The organism is Streptomyces sp. UNOB3_S3 (assembly GCF_020740895.1).
Classification (GTDB): Bacteria; Actinomycetota; Actinomycetes; order Streptomycetales; family Streptomycetaceae; genus Streptomyces.
This window is the reverse complement of sequence record NZ_JAILXP010000144.1, coordinates 1-17,069: the sequence shown is the minus strand read 5'-3', so window position 1 is coordinate 17,069 and position 17,069 is coordinate 1. Positions and strand designations below refer to the sequence as shown.

Here is a 17,069-nt window from a genome sequence, read left to right as displayed (position 1 = left end):
CGGGGCCCATCCCCCTCCGGCCCCACCCGGGCCGCCGCACCACCGCGGCCTCAACGCCCCCGCTCCGGCGCGAGCCACGCGCGCAACCACCCATGCAGCCGCGCAACCCACCGAGGCGCCCACCAGTTCAGCCGCCCGGCCACCGTCAGATACGCCGGTACGAGAACGCCCCGCACCAGCACCGCGTCGACCAGCACCGCCGTGGCCAGCCCCGTCCCCAGCAGCTTGAGCTGGGTCACCCCGGAGGTGACCAGCGCGCCCGTGACCACGGCCACCGCGAGCGCGCCCGTGGTCACCAGCCGCCCGGTCCGCGCGACGCCCTCCACCACGGCCCCCCGGTTGTCACCGGTCAGCAGATAGTGCTCCCTGACCCGGGACAGCAGGAAGATCTCGTAGTCGATCGCCAGCCCGAACGCGATGGCGAACAGCAGCAGCGGCATCGTCATGTCCACCGTCCCGGTGGCCGTGAAGTCGCCCACCACGGGCCGCAGATGGCCGTCCTGGAAGCCGAACACCATCGCCCCGAAGCTCGTGCCCAGGCTCAGCGCGCCGATGAGCAGCGCCTTCAGCGGAAGCACCACGCTGCCGGTGAGCACGAACAGCATCGCCCACGTCGTGGCCGCCGCGATGCCAGCCGCCAGCGGCAGCCGCGCCCGCACCGCGTCCTTGGTATCGGCCAGCAGCGCCGCCCGCCCCGTGACGAGGTGCTCGCCCGGCGGGCCCGGCAGGGCGCGCAGCGTCCGCACCAAGTCCTGCGCGGCCTTCGTCTGCGGCTCCCGCGCCCCGGAGACGAGCAGCACCGCGCCCGGGGAGGCCCCGCCGGCCGCCTCGGACCGCGCCCAGCCCACCGACCGCACCGACCGCTGGTCCGACACGTCGCGCTCGTACGCCCACAGGGCCGCCGCGTCCCGCACGGGATCCACGTCCGGCAGCACGATGGCCAGGGTGCGGTCGGCGGGGGCGGCGAAGCCCGCGCGGATCGCGTCGGCGGTGCGGTGCGCCTCGGAGCCGGTGGGCAACACCCGGTCGTCGGACAGACCGAAGCGCACATGGGCGAACGGCGAGGCCATCAGCAGCAGGACCGCAGCGCAGACCCCGCCGAACCACAGCGGCCGCCCCGTCACGGTGCGCGCCACCCGCCGCCAGAACGGACTGTCCGGCCGCGGCGGCCGGACAGTCCGGCCCCGGCGCAGGGCGCGCAGCGGATCCCAGCGGTCGATCCGGGTGCCGAGGAGGGCGAGCACCGGCGGCACCAGCAGCGTCGCCGCGGCCGCCGAGAACAGCGCGACGGCCATGCCCGCGCAGGCCATCGAGCGCAGGAAGGGCAGCGGCAGCACCAGCAGGGCCGACATCGACAGTGCCACCGCGCAGGCGGACACCAGGACCGTGCGCCCGGCCCTGCGCGCGGTGCGCCGCACCGCGTCCTCGACGGGGTGCCCGGCCCGCAGTTCCTCCCGGTAGCGGGTGACGAGGAACAGCCCGTAGTCCACGGCCAGCCCGAAGCCGAGGGCGCTGGTGAGGTTCATCGCGAACACCGACACCGGCATCGCGTAGGTGAGCAGCCGCAGCAAGGCGATCGTGCCGACGACCGAGACGGCGCCGATCAGCAGCGGGACCAGCGCGGCCACCAGCGAGCGCAGCGCGAGCACGAGCAGCAGCAGGGTCAGGGGGGCCGCCACCAGCTCGGCCCGCACCAGGTCCGCCCCGCTGTAGCGCTTGGCCTCCACGCTCACCCACGCGGGCCCGGTCGCGGAGACGGTCAGTGTCCCGTGGCCGCCGGTGAGGCCGGGTACGAGCCGTTCGGCGGTGCGGGCCGCGTCCCGGTCGGCCCCGGCCAGATCGGCCGTGATCAGCGCGGCCGTGCCGTCCTCGGCGCGGAGCCCCGCCTCCTCGCCCGTCCAGTACGAGCGGACGCTCGCGACCCCGGCGGACTCGGCGAGCCGCCGGGTCAGCCGCAGCCCCTCCTCCCGCGCCCGCTCCGAGTCCACACCGCCCTCGGCGCCCTCGCCGCCCTCGGCGCGGACGAGCAGGACGAGGTCGGGCGCGCCGGCGCCGAAGCGGTCGGCCAGCAGTCGGTCGGCGCGCGCCGACTCCGTGCCCGAGGCGAAGTAGCCGCCGTTGGCCAGCCGCCCGGAGGTGCCCGCGCCCACCGCCGCCAGCAGCAGCGTGAGCAGGGCGGCCGCCGCCGGGACCAGCCACGGGCGCGCCCGCCCGAGCCGGCCGGCGGCGGGTGCGCGGTGGCGCGGAGGGGCCCCGGCACCGAGGGAACCCGGTGTCAGGGCCGCCGCGTCGAGGTCCCCGGGGGGCGTCACGCGGCCCGGAAGAACAGGACGGCGTTCTGGCCGCCGAAGCCGAACGCGTTGCTGAGCGCGCCTTCCATGCGGTACCGCCGGGGCACCTTCGTCACCACGTCCAGGTCGATCCCGTCGTCGAGGCGGTCGAGATTGGCCGTGGGCGGAATGAGCTGCCGCTCCAGGGCCAGGACCGTGCAGGCGGCGTCGATCGCCCCCGCGGCGCCGAGCGAGTGCCCGATGACGCCCTTGAGCGAGGTCACCGGCGGCGGGGTGCCGAACACCGAGCGGAGCAGCGCCGCCTCCACCTGGTCGTTGATCGGTGTGGACGTGCCGTGCGCGTTGACGTGGTGGACCTCGGAGACGCCGGCGCGGGCGTCCGCGAGGGCGGACTCCAGGGCGCGCCGGGCCCCCGCGCCGTCGGGGTTGGGGCGGGTGGCGTGGTAGCCGTCGCTGGAGGCCCCGTAGCCGGACAGCAGGCCGCGCGTGCGGGCGCCCCGGGCGCGGGCGTCCCGCGGCCGTTCGAGGACGAGCATCGCCGCGCCCTCGCCCAGCACGAATCCGTCGCGGTCTGCGTCGAACGGCCGGGACGCACCGGCCGGGTCGTGCCGGCGCTGCGACAGCGCCTGCATCCGGTGGAAGGCTGCCGCGGCCATGGGCACGCGGGCGCACTCGGCGCCCCCGGTGAGCGCGATGTCGCAGGCGCCCGAGCGCAGCAGGTCCCGGGCGACACCGATCGCCGTCGCCCCCGAGGCGCAGGCGGTGGACGTGGTCAGGCACGGCCCCAGGGCCTGGAGGTCCGTGGAGACCTCGCCCGCGGCCATGTTGGGCAGCGAGCGCAGCAGGACGGTGGGGGAGATGGCGTCGATCCGGCCCTCGGCCAGGTTCTTGTACTCCTGCGGCCAGCAGTCGCCGCCGTTGCTCGCCGCGCCGATGACGACCGCCACCCGGGCGCTGTCCCAGGACGCGGGGTCCAGCCCGGCGTCGGCGACCGCCTCGCGCGCGGCGACCATCGCCAGGTGGATGAAGCGGTCGCTGCGCCAGGTGATCCGCCTGCCCACCAGCGCCGCGCCGTCGAAGCCAGGCACCCGGCAGGAGAAGTCGACCGGCAGCCCGGCCAGTTCGTCGTCGTGCGCGCCGAGGCCCACGCCCGCGCACAGTCCGTCCCAGGTCGCCTCGCGGCCGATGCCGGCCGGGGTCACCATGCCGATCCCGGTGACCGCGACCTCCCGCTCGCTCATCGTCCCGGCCGGGCCGGCGCGGCGGACGGGGCCTCGCCCTGCGGCTGGGCGCCGATGCCCGCGCGCAGCAGCCGTTCGACCCAGGCGGCCGTCCCGCCGAGGGTGTCGTCCGCGGGCGCCTGGTCCAGGGGCCGCTCGAGGTGGTCCTCGAGCAGCGTCACCAGCTCGACCTTGGCGAGCGAGTCGATGCCGAGATCCTCGAAGGTCGCGTCCGGGGCGATCTGCTCCCCGGGGACGCCGAAGTGGTCGGTGAGCAGACGGGTCATCAGGTCGTACGCGGTTTCCATCGATCGTTCTCCTCGATCGGGACCGGACATCGATCGGGACCGGACATCGGGACCGGACTCCGGACACCGGGCAGCAGACATACCGTTCGTCTGATGCCATAGGACTCTTTTCCGGTTGATTGGTGCGCAGCAGCGTCCCACCGGCGACGGGCCCGGCCACCGGCGACACGCGCGTGGCCCATGGGCGAGTCACCCGTCCTGCCGACGGGACGGGCGGCGCGGGGGCGGCGCCCCCGCGGGCCCGGAAAACCCGGGGCGCCCCGGCCCCGCGCGATGGCATGCTGTGGTGCGTGAACGGTCCCGTGATCTTTGTCAGCGTCGCCCCTGAACTGCGGCTTTTCGTGTCCGTCGAGCGCCGGGCGGCGGCCGCGCCGGTGGTCACCGACGGCGTCTCCACCCTCGGGCACGTGGTGGAGTCCCTCGGCGTGCCGCTCACCGAGGCGGGCCCGCTGCTCGTCGACGGGCGCCCGGTGCCGGTGTCGCACGTACCGGCCGAGGGGGAGCGCGTGGAGATCGGGGCGGTGCCCCGGCCGCAGGAGGTGCCGGGGGCGCCGCTGCGGTTCCTGCTGGACGTCCACCTGGGCACGCTCGCCCGCCGGCTGCGGCTGCTGGGCGTCGACGCGGCGTACGAGAGCGAGGACATCGGCGACCCCGCGCTGGCCACGCTCTCCGCCGCCGAGCGCCGGGTGCTGCTCTCCCGGGACCGGGGGCTGCTGCGCCGCCGGGAGATCTGGGCCGGCGCGTACGTCTACAGCGACCGGCCGGACGAGCAGCTGAGGGACGTCCTGGGCCGGTTCGCGCCCCGGCTCGCCCCCTGGACGCGCTGCACCGCCTGCAACGGCCCGCTCCAGGACGCCGACAAGGACGCCGTCCGCGAGCACCTGGAGCACGGGACGCGCCACACCTACGACGTCTTCGCGCAGTGCGTGGCCTGCGGCCGGGTCTACTGGCGGGGCGCGCACCACGCGCGGCTGGAGGCGATCGTCGACGGGGCGGTGCGCGAGTTCGGGGCGACGGCGGCCTGAGGGCCCCGGCGTCCGGTGTCGCAATCGGGCCGCCTGGTGCACGCTGGAGGGGTAGCGCAGAAGGGGCGGGCCAGGAGGTGGACGCCATGACGCAGGTAGCCGGCATGCACGTCGACGTCGAATTCGACGAGGTCGACAAGCGGACGCGGGCGGCGGCGCTGCTCAGACTCCCGGACGGCACCGAGATCCGGGCCAAGGGGAAAGCCGTCAGACATCCCGACGACCCCGAGCAGCAGCGGGTCGGCGAGGAGGTCGCGGCGGCGCGGGCCCTGAACAAGCTCTCCAGGGAGCTGCTCGACAAGGCCGGGCACGACATCGAAGAGGTCACCCACATCCCGGCGCACCCGGCGATGTGAACCGCACCCCGGGGTGAGCCCCGGGGTGAGCCCGAGGGTGAGCCCGGGGGTGAATCCCGGCACCGCCCCCGTGCCGCACGGCGGGGCGAAGCGGGACAAAGGGTAGCTTTTCGGAGTGCTCAAGGGATTCAAGAACTTCGTCATGCGCGGTGACATCGTCACCGTGGCCGTCGGCCTGATCATCGCGCTGGCGTTCTCCACGCTGATCAAGGCGTTCACCGACTTCGTGATCAACCCGGTCATCGCCCGGCTCCAGGGCGGCCACGGCATGGGGCTGGGCTGGCAGCTCGGCCGCCCGGGCAACCGCGCCACCTACCTGGACATCGGGTCCTTCATCTCGGCCGTGATCTACTTCATCATCTTCATGGCCGTCGTCTACTTCTTCATCGTCGTGCCCTACAAGCACGTCCAGGCGCGGCGCGGGGTCGTCGTCTTCGGGGAGCCCGGACCGCTGAAGACCTGCCCGGCGTGCCTCTCGGAGGACCTGCCGGCGGCGGCCGCGAAGTGCCGGCACTGCGGCACGGACCAGCCGTCGGGCACGGCACGCCCCGCCTGACGCACGCCCCGCCTGACACACGGCCCGTCGGGCACGGCGCGCCCCGCCCGACGGACGGCGTCGACTTTCGTCGTACACCCCAGCGACCTTCGGCGAGTGTGCCGGGGCGGGGAGAGTGCCTAGAGTGCGGGGGTGAACGCGACATCGTGGGCCCGTGAACTGTGGGGGCGGCTGACGGATCCGGGGCTGTGGCCCCGGCGCAGGCTGGTGGGGGAGTGCCTGCTGGCCGCCGTCTTCGCGCTGCTCGCGGGGGTGGCCGAGGCCGGCCACGGCTGGCCGCGGATGGCCGCCGTCGCCCTGGCGGCCGCGGTGCTGTCGCTGACGCGCCGGTCCCTGCCGGTCACCGCGCTGATCGCGACGTCGGCCCTGTCCGGGGGCACCGAGGGCGGCGCGAGCCTGCTGCTGATGGCCGTGGGCTGGTCCGCCGGGCACCGGATCGCGGGGGTGCTGCGGGCGTCGGTGGCCTTCGGCGTCGCCTTCGTGGTCTACCTCGGCCTGGGGCTGTGGGACGCGCCCTTCTCCCCGGCCGGGACGATGACCCTGTCGACGGTCTTCTTCGTGGTGACCGCGGTCTTCCCCGGCCTCGCGGGCCGCTACTGGACACAGCGGCGCACCCTGCTGGACACCCTGCGGCTGCGCAACGCCCAGCTGCTGCGCGAGCGCGAGATGATCGCCGGGCAGGCGCGGATGCGGGAGCGGCAGCGCATCGCCCAGGACATGCACGACAGCCTGGGGCATCAGCTCGCGCTCATCGCGGTGCAGACCGGGGCGCTGGAGGTGGACCGGGAGCTGACCGGCCGTCAGCGCGAGGCGGTCGGCGTGCTGCGCGAGGCGTCGGTGGCCGCCATGCGGGAGCTGCGCGAGGTCGTGGGCATCCTCAAGGACGGCGTCCCGGAGGAGGAGCAGCCCGGCTCCCGGGTGGTGGCGGGCATCGCGGGCCTGGTCGAGTCCGCCGTGTCGGCGGGCATGAAGGTGGCCCTGGAGCGCTCGGGCGACCCCCGCCCGCTGGCGCCCGCCACCGACCACGCCGGGTACCGCGTCGTCCAGGAGGGCCTGACCAACGCCGCCAAGCACGCCCCGGGCGCCGCCATCACCGTCGGCGTGCGCTACGAGCCGGACGCGCTGGTGGTGGAGGTGGCCAACGACCCGGTCGCCCTGACCGCCGCGACGGCGCCCCGCACGGACACGGTCAGCGGGGGAGAGGGCCTGACGGGGCTGCGGGAACGGGCCCGGCTGGTCGGCGGCATGGTGTTCACCGGCCCCGGGGCGGGCGGCGCGGGCTTCCGCCTCGCGGCCGTGCTGCCCTATGACGCGGTGGAGGCGAGGGAGGCCCGGGGGAGCGCCGCCGACGCGACCTTCGGTGACGGCGCGGACGACTTCCGGCGGCAGACCTGGGCAGGGGCTCCGGGCGAGGGTGGAGCGGTCATCGACCGGCTCGACCCTCGCGAGGAGTTCAAGGACATCATGGGCACGAAGAAGAGCAACGGCTGCCTGCTCGGCTGCGGGATCGCGCTGCTGCTCCTGGTGGCGCTGGCGGTGGCGGCCGTCTTCACCATGGGCAAGGTCATCGACGAGGCCGACAAGGGCATCATCGACCCGAGCACCTATGAATCCGTCAAGATCGGCGACTCCGAGCAGGACGTCCGGGAGAAGCTGCCGTCCGGCAAGTCCTTCTTCACCTCCGACGCCAAGGACAAGATACCGCCCGCCCCCGCCGGGACCAGCTGTCTGACCCTGCTGTCCACCGACAACTCCCGGGGGATGTCCACCGACACGGTTTACCGCTTCTGCTTCAAGGACGGCAAACTGTCCGACAAGCGCGAGTTCCACGTCAAGAGCTAGCGAACAGCACACCATCCCAGGAGAAGACACCGGTGATCCGCGTCCTCATCGCCGATGACGAGCCGCTCATCAGGGCCGGCATCAGGATGATCCTCACATCCGCCGACGACATCGAGGTCGTGGCGGAGGCGGTGAACGGACGGGAGGCCGTCGAGCTGGCCGAGCGGCACCAGGTGGACGTGGCGCTGCTCGACATCCAGATGCCGGTCCTCGACGGCCTGACGGCCCTCGGCGAACTGGGCCGCCGCACTCCCGGCGTCCGGGCGCTGATCCTCACCACCTTCGGCGAGCCCGACAACGTCCTGCGGGCGCTGCGCCAGGGCGGGGCCGGCTTCCTGCTGAAGGACTCCGCGCCGGGCGAGCTGATCGGGGCCGTCCGGGCGGCGGCGACGGGCGCCGCCTATCTCTCCCCCGCCGCCACCCGGCATGTGGTCGACTCACTGGCCGCCGGCCCCGTCGCCGCCCGGGGCGAGGAGGCGCGGCGGCGCGTGGCGGAGCTCAGCGAACGGGAGCGCGAGGTGCTGGCCCTCCTCGGCGAGGGGCTGTCCAACGCCGACGCCGGGCGCAGGATCCATATGAGCGAGGCCACGGTGAAGACGTACGTCAGCCGGATCCTCGCCAAACTGGGCTGCGAGAACCGGGTGCAGGCGGCCCTGCTGGCCCGTGACGCGGGCCTGGGGGCGTAGGGCGGCTCACGCCATAAGAAGTCCGGTCAGAACGGCTTTCAACAAAAGAAACAGAGGTTTTACGCCACATCCACCTGACATGTGGTGAGCACAGGGTCAATTCTGCGATATGTTCTACGGCGTTCCCTCGTGACCGAGCGTCAGAACCTGACGCCGGAGCGACGTCGAGAGCGGTACCGCACGCCTCTCGCGGAACACACCGGCACCGGCACGTGGCGAGCGCCCCAAGGTCCTCGCCGCGCCTTCGCCGTGCCCGGGAGACACGCACCCCTGTCCGCATCACCTAGGCAAAGGCCGCATGTCCGTTCACCCGCTATCGGACCTCATACGTTTCACCCGCCGGAACTCACCCTTCTACGCGGAGCTCTACGCCGACGTCCCCCCGGACGTCCAGCACCTGACCGATCTGCCCGTCGTGGACCAGGACGCCTTCTGGGCGGCCAACACCCTCGACGGCAACCGGGTGCTGACCGCGCCCCTGGGCGAAGCCGTCGTCTACAAGACCGGCGGCACCACCGGCGCCCCCAAGTTCTCCTGCTTCACCCGCGAGGAGTGGCGCGACTTCGTCACCGCCTTCGGCGGAGGACTCGTCGAGGCGGGGCTGCGTCCCGGCCACCGGGTCGCCGACCTCTTCTACGCGGGCGAGCTCTACGCCAGCTTCCTGTTCGTCCTGGACTCGCTCGCCCACGCGCCCGTCGACAACGTCCGGCTGCCCATCGGCGGCGGCGCCCCCCTCGAGACCACCGTCCCCACCCTGGCGGACCTCGGCGCCCAGGTGGTCGCGGGCACCCCGACCACCCTGTGCCGGCTGGCCGAGCACCTGATCGCCACGGACCGTCAGCTCCCGGCCGTGGAGCTGCTGTTCTTCGGTGGAGAGGCGCTCTTCTCCGACCAGCGGCGGCTGCTCGCCGCCGCCTTCCCCAACGCCGAACCGCGCTCCCTCGGCTACGCCAGCGTCGACGCCGGCCTCCTCGGCCGCCCCGTGCCCGGCCCCGACCCCCGGGTGCACCGCGCGTTCACCCCGCACACGATCGTCGAGATCCTCGACGAGACCACCGGGGAGCCCATCCACGAACCCGGCCGCCCCGGCCGCGTCGTGGTGACCCAGCTCTTCCGCCGCCTCATGCCCGTCATCCGCTTCCCCGCCGGTGACCGCGCCGAGTGGACGGACCCCGAGGCCGGGCAGTTCCGCATCCTCGGCCGCGCCGAGGAGGGCGTCCGCGTCGGCCCCGTCTCCCTCTACTCGCAGGACGCGCTCGACGCCGTCACCGAGGCGGACACCGGCGGCCGGGTGACGGGCACTCAGCTCGTGGTGCGCCGCTGGGACGGCCGCGACGGCCTCGTGCTGCGCCTGGCCACCGCCCCCGGCGACGCCGACCCCATGGGCCTGGAGCCCCTCGCCAAGGCCGTCGTCGAGCGGCTGAACACCGTCCGTCCGCTCTACCCCGACAGCGTGGCCGCCGGCTTCGTCCACCCCCTGACCGTGGAGTGGGCCCGCCACAGCGACCTCGTCGTCAACTCCCGCTCGGGCAAGCTCGTCCGGGTCATCGACGAGAGGCCCACCGCATGACCGCCGTGACCACGGACGAGGGCCGCCGCCCGCCCCTCGTCCTGCGCAACCGCGCCTTCGGCACGGTCTGGCTGGCCCAGGTGCTCACCCAGGCCGCCGTGCGGATGTTCCAGGTCGGCGTCTCCTGGTGGCTGATCGCCTACGCCGTCGCCGAGGGACGCGGGCTCGCCTCCGGGCTGTTCATGGCCGTCAGCACGCTGCCCGCCGTGGCGCTCGCGCCCGTCGTCGCCCGGACCGTCGCCCGTTACGCCCACCGCTCCGTGCTGCGCGCGGCCGCCGGGGGAGCGGGCGTCGTTGCCACGGCCCTCGCCGTCTGGGCGTACGCCGGCGGGCTGCCGCTCGCCGCCGCCTACGCCGCGACCCTGGCCCTGGCCGCCTGCCAGGCCCTCTTCGACCCCTGCCTGACCACCTCCGTGCCCGAACTCGTCGACGACGAGGACATCGAGGCCGCCACCGGCTTCGAGATGTCCACCCAGTCGCTGGCGAGCCTCGGCGGGGCGCTCCTGGGTGCCCTGATCGTCGACGGCGCCGGAGTGGCGGGCCTCGCCGTCGGCTGCGCGGGTGCCTACCTCGTCGCGGCCGTGCTGATCACGACCGTACGGTTCCGCACCCCGGCCGCGTCCGGCGCGGAGGCCGGTGCCGGGGAGGACGAGGCCGGCGGGCGCCGGTCGCTGCGGGGGATCCTGGCCGGGCTGCCCTTCGTCCGCCGGATCCTGCTCTGCTTCACCGCGGCCAACCTCTTCACCACCGCCGTCTTCGTCGTCATCCCGCTGTACACCAAGTCCGTCCTGTCGGACGGCGGTTCCACCGTCGCCCTGCTGGAGGCGTCGCTGGGCGTGGGCACGCTGATCGGCTCGTTCACCGGCGCCCGCGTCCCCGGCCGGCCCACCGCCCTCGGCGCGTGGCTGCTGACCCTGATGGCCCTGGCCCTGGCCGCCCCCGGCCTGTTCACGGGACGGTTCGTCTTCGCGGGCTGCCTGGTCGTCGCGGGCTGGTGCGTCGGCGTCATCGGGGTGCGGTTCGTGGCGCTGTTCCAGCGGCTCGTCCCCACCGCCGACAAGCCGGGCTTCTTCGCCGTGATGCAGGCCGTGCTCGGGGCGACCTTCCCGCTGGCCTCGCTGCTGTTCGGCCTGCTGGGCGACCGGCTCTCCCCGCAGACCCTGTGCCTGATCCAGGCGGCCGGACTCCTGCCCGCGGCCTGCGCGCTGGCCCTGCTGCGGGACCCGGACACCGACGCGGACGCCGGGACCGATGACGCCGGCACCGCCGGTGCCGGTACCGCCGACGCCCAGGACGTCCCGGCCCACCCGTCCGAGCCCGTGGTCACCGGAGGACAGCGATGACCGTCACGATCGACGCGGCCACGCCCGCCGACATCGCCGAACTGCGCCAGCTCTACTACGCCGTCTACGGCCCGCACTACCCCACCGCCCTGGGCACCGACCCCGCCGAGATGTCCCGGCTCATCGCCGACCCGCACACCCTGTGGCTGGTCGCCCGCCACCCCGGCTCCGGCGGGCTCGCCGCGTCGGCGGCCATCCACGGCGAGGCCGGCAGCCGCGTCGGCCGGCTGGAGGGGCTCGCCGTCCACCCCGAGCGCCGCTCCGGCGGCCTCGCCCACGCCCTGACCGACGAGCTGTGCCGGCGGATGCTGGACACCGGGCGCCTGGACTCCGTCTACGCCACGGTCCGCACCGTCAGCGCCGGACCCCAGCGCGTCGTGTCCCGCAACGGCTTCCGGCCCATGGGCGTCCTGCCCAACGCCGTCGACCTCAGCAGCCGCGAAAGCCTCGCACTCTACGCGCGTCACTCGCCGGGCGTGCTGGACCGGCGCCTCCCCGTCGACGAGGCCCCCGCCCCGCTCGCACCCCTCCTGCGCACGGTCGGAGCGAGCCTCGGCATCGACTACGGGAACATCCGCTTCACCGCCCCGAAGACGACGCCGGCCCGTACCACGCCGACGGCGGCCCGGCTGGAGATGATCGAGGCGCCCTCGTTCGTCCGCCGCCGCTTCCACGAGCGCTTCCCCGACAGCGAGCGCTGGTTCTACCCGCTGCACACCCCCAACGCGCTGCTGGCGTCCGACGACGACAGCTTCGAGGTCTACGCCTACCTCAACCGCACCGGGCGCTACTGCTCCCTGATCGCCGCCGCCCCCGGCCCGGAAGCCGCCGCCGACCACCTGGAGCCCATCACCCGCACGCTCACCCGTGCGGGCGCCGGCTACGTGGAGGCACTCGTACCGCTCTCCGGGCACGGACCGCTCTCCGCCTTCCTGGCCCAGGGCTTCATCCCCAGCGCCCTCTACCCGGCCATGCGCGCCCAGACCGACGGCGGCGGCTTCCACGACTACGTCGTGATGTCCCGCACCGCCGAACAGATCGACTTCCGCGAAGTGGTCGTCGACGCGCCCCTCCAGCCGTTCCTGGACGCCTACGCGGCGGCCTGGGCGTCGACCTACCTGCCCACCCTCGAGGTTGCCCCATGACACCCGTCAATCCCCATCTCGCCCCCGTCGACGTCCCCGACCCGGCGCTGCTGCCGCACGTCCAGCGCCTGTGCGACCTGACGGACCCCTACGCCTCCGGCCCCGCCGAGGAGGAGCTCTTCGCCGCCGCCATGGCCGAGAGCCACGCCTGGCACGCCGAACGCTCCCCGTTCTTCGCCTCGCTGTACCAGGGCACGCCCCCCGAGGAGCCCTACCGCGCGCCCCTGGTGCACGCGAACTTCTTCAAGCGGCACGAAGTGCTGTCGATCCCGCGCGACGACGTCCACCTCCACCTCACCTCGTCCGGCACGACGGGGCAGAAGTCGCAGATGTTCTTCGACGAGTGGACCATCCGCTCCGCCCAGCGCATGGTCGCCCGGATCTTCGAGCGCAACGGCTGGATCACCCCCGACCGGCCCGCCAACTACCTGCTCTACAGCTACCAGCCCGCCCCCGACCTCAAGCTCGGCACCTCCTTCACCGACAACTACCTCTGCGACTTCGCCCCCGCCCGCACGGTGGAGTACGCCCTCCGCCACACCGGCGGCGGCCACGAGTTCGACCCCTTCGGCTGCGTGGCCGCGCTGCTCCGCTTCGCCGAGGAGGACGTCCCCGTCCGCATCCTGGGCTTCCCCGCGTTCCTCTGGTTCACCCTGGAGCGGATGCGGGCCATGGGCCTGCCGCCCCTGAACCTCCCCGAGGGCTCCCTGATCGTCCTCGGCGGCGGCTGGAAGGGCCACACCGACCAGCAGATCGGCAAGCACGAGCTGTACGCCCGCGTCACCGAACAGCTCGGCGTCCCCTCCGAGCGGATCCGCGACACCTTCGGCTCCGTCGAGCACTGCGTCCCCTACATCGAGTGCTCGCACCACAACCTCCACGCGCCCGTCTGGTCCCGCGTGTTCATCCGCTCCACCCGCACGCTGGAGCCGCTCGGATACGGCGAGCAGGGCTACCTCCACCTGGTCTCCCCCTACATCACGTCCGTCCCCGCGCAGAGCGTCGTCATGGGCGACCTCGCCTCCCTGCACCCCGGCAGTGAGTGCGGCTGCGACCTGGACACCGACTGGTTCACCATCCACGGCCGCGCCGGAGTGAGCCGCAACAAGAGCTGCGCCGTGGCCGCCGCCGAACTGATGAAGGGAATGTCCTGATGACCACCCACGCCACCGACCACCAGCACTACTGGCAGGGCGCCTTCGTCGACGACGAGGAGGCCGGCCGGCGCCTCACCGAGCTGCCCGCCGCCGTCGGGGCCGCGCTCGCCGAACCCCTGGACACCGAGACCGTCCTCGCCGCCTGCGACGCGCTGTCCACCGCCCTCCTCGACCCCGCCCACCCCACGTACGCCCGGCTCGCCGCGCACCTGCCCGAGGGCGAGGACGGCACCCTCCTCGCCGAACTCGGCGCGTTCCTCGGCCGCGCCGAACTCACCCGCAAGCTCCGCAGCGAGCTCGGCGGCACCGCACCCCAGCGGCTGAGCCGCCCCGACGCCAAGGAGACCGTCTACGAGGCCTGGGCGCCCGTCGGCCTCGTCGCCCACATCGCCCCCGGCAACGCCGCCTCCGTCGCGCCCCTGAGCCTCGTCGAAGGACTGCTGGCCGGCAACGTCAACATCCTCAAGACGTCCGGCGCCGACACCCTCCTCGCCCAGCACCTCCTCGCCGAACTGGCCGCGCTGGACGAGAGCGGGGCCATCGCCCGGCGCGTCATCGTGCTGCGCTTCTCCTCCTCCCGGCAGGAGTGGCTGCGCCTGATGTGCGCGCCCGCCGACGCCGTCGCCGTCTGGGGCGGCGAGGCCGCCGTCGAGGGCGTGGCCGCCCATGTGCCGCCCGGCTGCCGCCTGGTGGAGTGGGGCCACAAGATCTCCTTCGCCTACCTGGCCCGCGACGCCTGGCAGGACGGAGCGACCCTGGCCGCCCTCGCCGCCGACGTCTGCCTGCTGGAGCAGCAGGCCTGCTCCAGCCCCCAGGTCGTCTACCTCGACACCGACGACGACAAGGAGGTCTTCGCCTTCGCCGAACGCCTCGCCGGCGCCCTCGCGAGCCTGCCCCCCGGCCCGTCCGGCGACGAACTGGACACCGCCGAGCAGGCCGAGCTCACCACCACCGAGCTCATCGCCCGCCTGGAGGAGCACCTCGGCCTCACCCGCGTCCACACGGCCCCCGACGGCTCCTGGCGCGTCATGGCCGACACCCGCCCCGCGCTCACCGCCTCCCCGCTGCACCGCAGCGTCTGGGTCAAGCCCCTGCCCCGGGAGCGGATGCTCGCCACGCTGCGCCCCATGCGCCGCTACCTCCAGACCGCCGGCGTCGCCGGCGGCCGCACCGACGTCGCGGAGCTCTCCCGCCTCGCCCTGGCCGCCGGCGCCACCCGCGTCACACCCGTCGGCTCGATGCTGGGCAGCTACGCGGGCGAGCCCCACGACGGCGTCTACGCGCTCCAGCGCTACAGCCGCCGCGTCGCCGTCCAGGCCGACGAGCGCTTCGCCACCGTCGCCTGCCTCGACGACCTGGTCCGCCCGGCCGCCCTCCCCGCGCCCACCGGGCCGCTGCTGGACAAGGCCGCCGTCCAGGAGCTCAACGGCTCCGTCGACCGGCGCGACGCCGAGCTGTACTTCCGCAGCGGCGGCAGCACCGGCACCCCCGCCCTGTCCCTGTTCACCTACGACGACTACGACACCCAGATGCGCGCCGCCGCCCGCGGCCTGCTCGCCGCCGGGTACGACCCGAAGCACGACCGCACCGCCAACCTCTTCTACTGCGGCGGCATGTACGGCGGCTTCATCAGCTTCTTCTCCATCCTGGAGCGGCTGGGCGGCACCCAGATGCCCATCGCGGCCGGCCCCGACCACCGGGCCACCGCCGAGGCCCTGGTCGCCCACGAGGTGGACACCCTCTTCGGGATGCCCTCCTACCTGTGGCAGCTCCTCCACGAGCAGGGCGACCTGCTGCGCTCGTACGGCGGCATCCGCAAGATCTTCTACGGCGGGGAGCACTTCACGGCCGAGCAGCGCCGCGTGCTCGCCGAGACCTTCGGCATCGAGACCATCCGCTCCATCACGTACGGCAGCACGGACCTCGGCCCGCTGGGCTACCAGTGCGTGGAAAGCGCGGGCGGAGTCCACCACCTCCACGCCGACCTCCACACCCTGGAGATCCTCGACACCGACGCCGACCGGCCCGTGGCACCCGGGGAGACCGGCCGCCTCGTCTTCACCACCCACGCCCGGCGCGGCCAGCGCCTCGACCGCTACGTCATCGGCGACCTCGGCCGCGCCGTCCCCGGCCACTGCCCCTGCGGCAACCAGGCCCCGCGCTTCGAACTGCTGGGCAGGCTCGGCGACGTGATGCGCGTCGCGACGTACTTCCTCAACCACCGGCGGTTCGTGACCATCGCCGAGGAGGACCTCGGCTACGCCGGGGAACTCCAGGTCCTCGTCGGGAACGGCACATCGCGCGAGCGCCTCACGGTCCGCGTGGAGCGCTCGGCCGACCCGTCCGCCCTGCGGGCCGCCCTGCTGGCCGGATACCCGGAGCTGCGCTCGGCGGTGGAGGAGCGGCTGCTCGACCTCGACGTCGAGGCGGCGGACATGGCGGACTTCGCCCGCACGGCGACGACGGGCAAGCTCCGCTCGGTGGTCGACGGACGGCACTGACCAGCCCGTCCGGCGTTCGAGGACCGGGGGTCCGGGGGCGGAGCCCCCGGGAAACGGTGACAGGGCGGGGCTGGGGCTCACTCACCCAGCCCCGCCTCTTCCAAGTCCAACGACCGTTGCAACCGCCGCCGCGTCATATCGCTTATGTGATTCCCCTCGTACAGCCGCCGCAGCTCCCTCCTCTCCGCCGCTATCACCGCCCGCCGCAACTCGCGGTAATCGGTCGCCGAGACGCCGTCACCGCCGTGATCCGCGTCCGCCTGGTCCAGCCGCGCCAGCAACCCCCGCCGCAGCTGGTCTATGACGGTCGCCGAGGCCGCCTCCAACGACTCCAGCTCATCGAGGCACGCCAGCCCCGCCTTGGCGAGAGCCGCCCGGCACCGGGCCTCCTCGTGGGCCGTGTGCTCGGGCTCGAGCGCGATGCCGGACCAGCGGACCACCGGGGCCAGGGTGAAACCCTGGAGGACGAGCGTGAAGACGACGACGCCCGTCGTGAGCACCAGCAGCAGCGGACGGTGCGGCAGCGGCGCGCCCCCCTCCACCGTGAGCGGGATCGAGAGCGCGGCTGCCAGCGGCATCACCCCCCGCGTCCCCGCCCACGAGACCACCAGCGGGACGCGCCAGGACACCCGCCCGTCGCCCCGCCGGCGCTGCGTCAGCGCGGACAGCGGTAGGACCCCGAGCAGCCGCGTCATCAGGACCGTGCCGGCCACCGCCAGCACCCCCAGCGGCCAGTCGTCCCCGGCGGAGCCCAGTTCGTGGACGAGCGCCGGCAGCTCCAGCCCTATGACGGCGAAGACCACGCTCTCCAGCAGGAAGACCACCGTGCCGTAGACGGCGTGCACTTGGAGCCGGACGGTCGCGTTCGTCAGCCGGTGGCCGGTGCTCCCCAGCACCACACCCGCCACCACCACCGCGGTGACCCCGGACGCCCCCAGGTCCTCGGCGAGCACGTACGCCGCGTACGGCGTCACCAGGGCGATGACCGTCTCCAGCACCGGGTCGGCCGTGCGCCGCCGGATCAGCGCCGCGGCCCCCGCCACCGCGCCGCCGACCAGCACCCCGCCCC

Annotated in this window: 14 protein-coding genes; 10 read left to right on the top strand and 4 right to left on the bottom strand. The window is 74.0% G+C overall.

Going from position 1 to position 17,069, the window contains the following annotated elements; translation table 11 throughout:
* Positions 1-50 precede the first annotated feature (50 nt).
* The 3 genes from K6I33_RS17445 to K6I33_RS17435 are packed head-to-tail and all read right to left on the bottom strand — an operon-like array spanning position 51 to position 3,819.
* Positions 51-2,312, bottom strand: coding sequence for an MMPL family transporter (locus K6I33_RS17445; RefSeq protein ID WP_229353158.1), 2,262 nt, complete (start codon positions 2,310-2,312; stop codon positions 51-53).
* On the bottom strand, positions 2,309-3,532 hold the full coding sequence (locus K6I33_RS17440) for a beta-ketoacyl synthase (RefSeq protein ID WP_229353148.1): 1,224 nt from the start codon (positions 3,530-3,532) through the stop codon (positions 2,309-2,311). The genes K6I33_RS17445 and K6I33_RS17440 overlap by 4 nt, the downstream gene beginning before the upstream one ends.
* Positions 3,529-3,819, bottom strand: a complete 291-nt coding sequence (locus K6I33_RS17435; RefSeq protein ID WP_229353146.1) for an acyl carrier protein — start codon at positions 3,817-3,819, stop codon at positions 3,529-3,531. Before K6I33_RS17435 ends, K6I33_RS17440 begins: the two co-directional genes overlap by 4 nt.
* 290 nt (positions 3,820-4,109) lie before the next feature.
* Between K6I33_RS17435 and K6I33_RS17430 the strand changes: the two genes are divergently transcribed.
* The 10 genes from K6I33_RS17430 (at position 4,110) to K6I33_RS17385 (ending at position 16,000) form a co-directional block, all read left to right on the top strand.
* Positions 4,110-4,844, top strand: a complete 735-nt coding sequence (locus K6I33_RS17430; RefSeq protein WP_229353137.1) for a Mut7-C ubiquitin/RNAse domain-containing protein — start codon at positions 4,110-4,112, stop codon at positions 4,842-4,844.
* Positions 4,845-4,930: 86 nt separating this feature from the next.
* Complete coding sequence (locus K6I33_RS17425) at positions 4,931-5,200, top strand: DUF1876 domain-containing protein (RefSeq protein WP_229353135.1); 270 nt, start codon at positions 4,931-4,933, stop codon at positions 5,198-5,200.
* 115 nt (positions 5,201-5,315) lie between these two features.
* Positions 5,316-5,756, top strand: a complete 441-nt coding sequence (locus tag K6I33_RS17420) for an MscL family protein (protein ID WP_229353134.1) — start codon at positions 5,316-5,318, stop codon at positions 5,754-5,756.
* Positions 5,757-5,888: 132 nt separating this feature from the next.
* Positions 5,889-7,598, top strand: coding sequence for a histidine kinase (locus tag K6I33_RS17415; protein ID WP_229353133.1), 1,710 nt, complete (start codon positions 5,889-5,891; stop codon positions 7,596-7,598).
* Between the two features lie 32 nt (positions 7,599-7,630).
* Positions 7,631-8,284: a response regulator transcription factor gene (locus tag K6I33_RS17410; RefSeq protein WP_229353127.1), complete on the top strand. Its 654-nt coding sequence runs from the start codon at positions 7,631-7,633 to the stop codon at positions 8,282-8,284.
* A gap of 298 nt (positions 8,285-8,582) precedes the next feature.
* Positions 8,583-9,854, top strand: a complete 1,272-nt coding sequence (locus K6I33_RS17405) for a phenylacetate--CoA ligase family protein (protein WP_229353125.1) — start codon at positions 8,583-8,585, stop codon at positions 9,852-9,854.
* The gene (locus K6I33_RS17400; RefSeq protein WP_229353123.1) at positions 9,851-11,197 is read left to right on the top strand and encodes an MFS transporter; all 1,347 of its coding nucleotides are present in this window, start codon (positions 9,851-9,853) and stop codon (positions 11,195-11,197) included. The genes K6I33_RS17405 and K6I33_RS17400 overlap by 4 nt, the downstream gene beginning before the upstream one ends.
* Positions 11,194-12,342, top strand: coding sequence for a GNAT family N-acetyltransferase (locus K6I33_RS17395; RefSeq protein WP_229353121.1), 1,149 nt, complete (start codon positions 11,194-11,196; stop codon positions 12,340-12,342). Before K6I33_RS17400 ends, K6I33_RS17395 begins: the two co-directional genes overlap by 4 nt.
* Positions 12,339-13,496 (top strand): acyl-protein synthase, encoded by a 1,158-nt coding sequence (locus tag K6I33_RS17390; RefSeq protein WP_229353118.1) that lies wholly within the window; start codon positions 12,339-12,341, stop codon positions 13,494-13,496. The genes K6I33_RS17395 and K6I33_RS17390 overlap by 4 nt, the downstream gene beginning before the upstream one ends.
* On the top strand, positions 13,496-16,000 hold the full coding sequence (locus K6I33_RS17385; RefSeq protein ID WP_229353116.1) for an acyl-CoA reductase: 2,505 nt from the start codon (positions 13,496-13,498) through the stop codon (positions 15,998-16,000). The genes K6I33_RS17390 and K6I33_RS17385 overlap by 1 nt, the downstream gene beginning before the upstream one ends.
* Positions 16,001-16,077: 77 nt before the next feature.
* Here the strand turns inward: K6I33_RS17385 and K6I33_RS17380 are convergent.
* The coding region (locus tag K6I33_RS17380) for a cation:proton antiporter (RefSeq protein ID WP_229353114.1) at positions 16,078-17,069 on the bottom strand (992 nt) is incomplete at its 5' end.

What these genes read in the sequence shown, in the direction of transcription:
- K6I33_RS17395 (WP_229353121.1), top strand. Translation starts at nt 11,194, where the DNA reads ATGACCGTCACGATCGACGCGGCCACGCCCGCCGACATCGCCGAACTG.
- K6I33_RS17435 (WP_229353146.1), bottom strand. Translation starts at nt 3,819, where the DNA reads ATGGAAACCGCGTACGACCTGATGACCCGTCTGCTCACCGACCACTTC.
- K6I33_RS17385 (WP_229353116.1), top strand. Translation starts at nt 13,496, where the DNA reads ATGACCACCCACGCCACCGACCACCAGCACTACTGGCAGGGCGCCTTC.
- K6I33_RS17400 (WP_229353123.1), top strand. Translation starts at nt 9,851, where the DNA reads ATGACCGCCGTGACCACGGACGAGGGCCGCCGCCCGCCCCTCGTCCTG.
- K6I33_RS17440 (WP_229353148.1), bottom strand. Translation starts at nt 3,532, where the DNA reads ATGAGCGAGCGGGAGGTCGCGGTCACCGGGATCGGCATGGTGACCCCG.
- K6I33_RS17405 (WP_229353125.1), top strand. Translation starts at nt 8,583, where the DNA reads ATGTCCGTTCACCCGCTATCGGACCTCATACGTTTCACCCGCCGGAAC.
- K6I33_RS17425 (WP_229353135.1), top strand. Translation starts at nt 4,931, where the DNA reads ATGACGCAGGTAGCCGGCATGCACGTCGACGTCGAATTCGACGAGGTC.
- K6I33_RS17390 (WP_229353118.1), top strand. Translation starts at nt 12,339, where the DNA reads ATGACACCCGTCAATCCCCATCTCGCCCCCGTCGACGTCCCCGACCCG.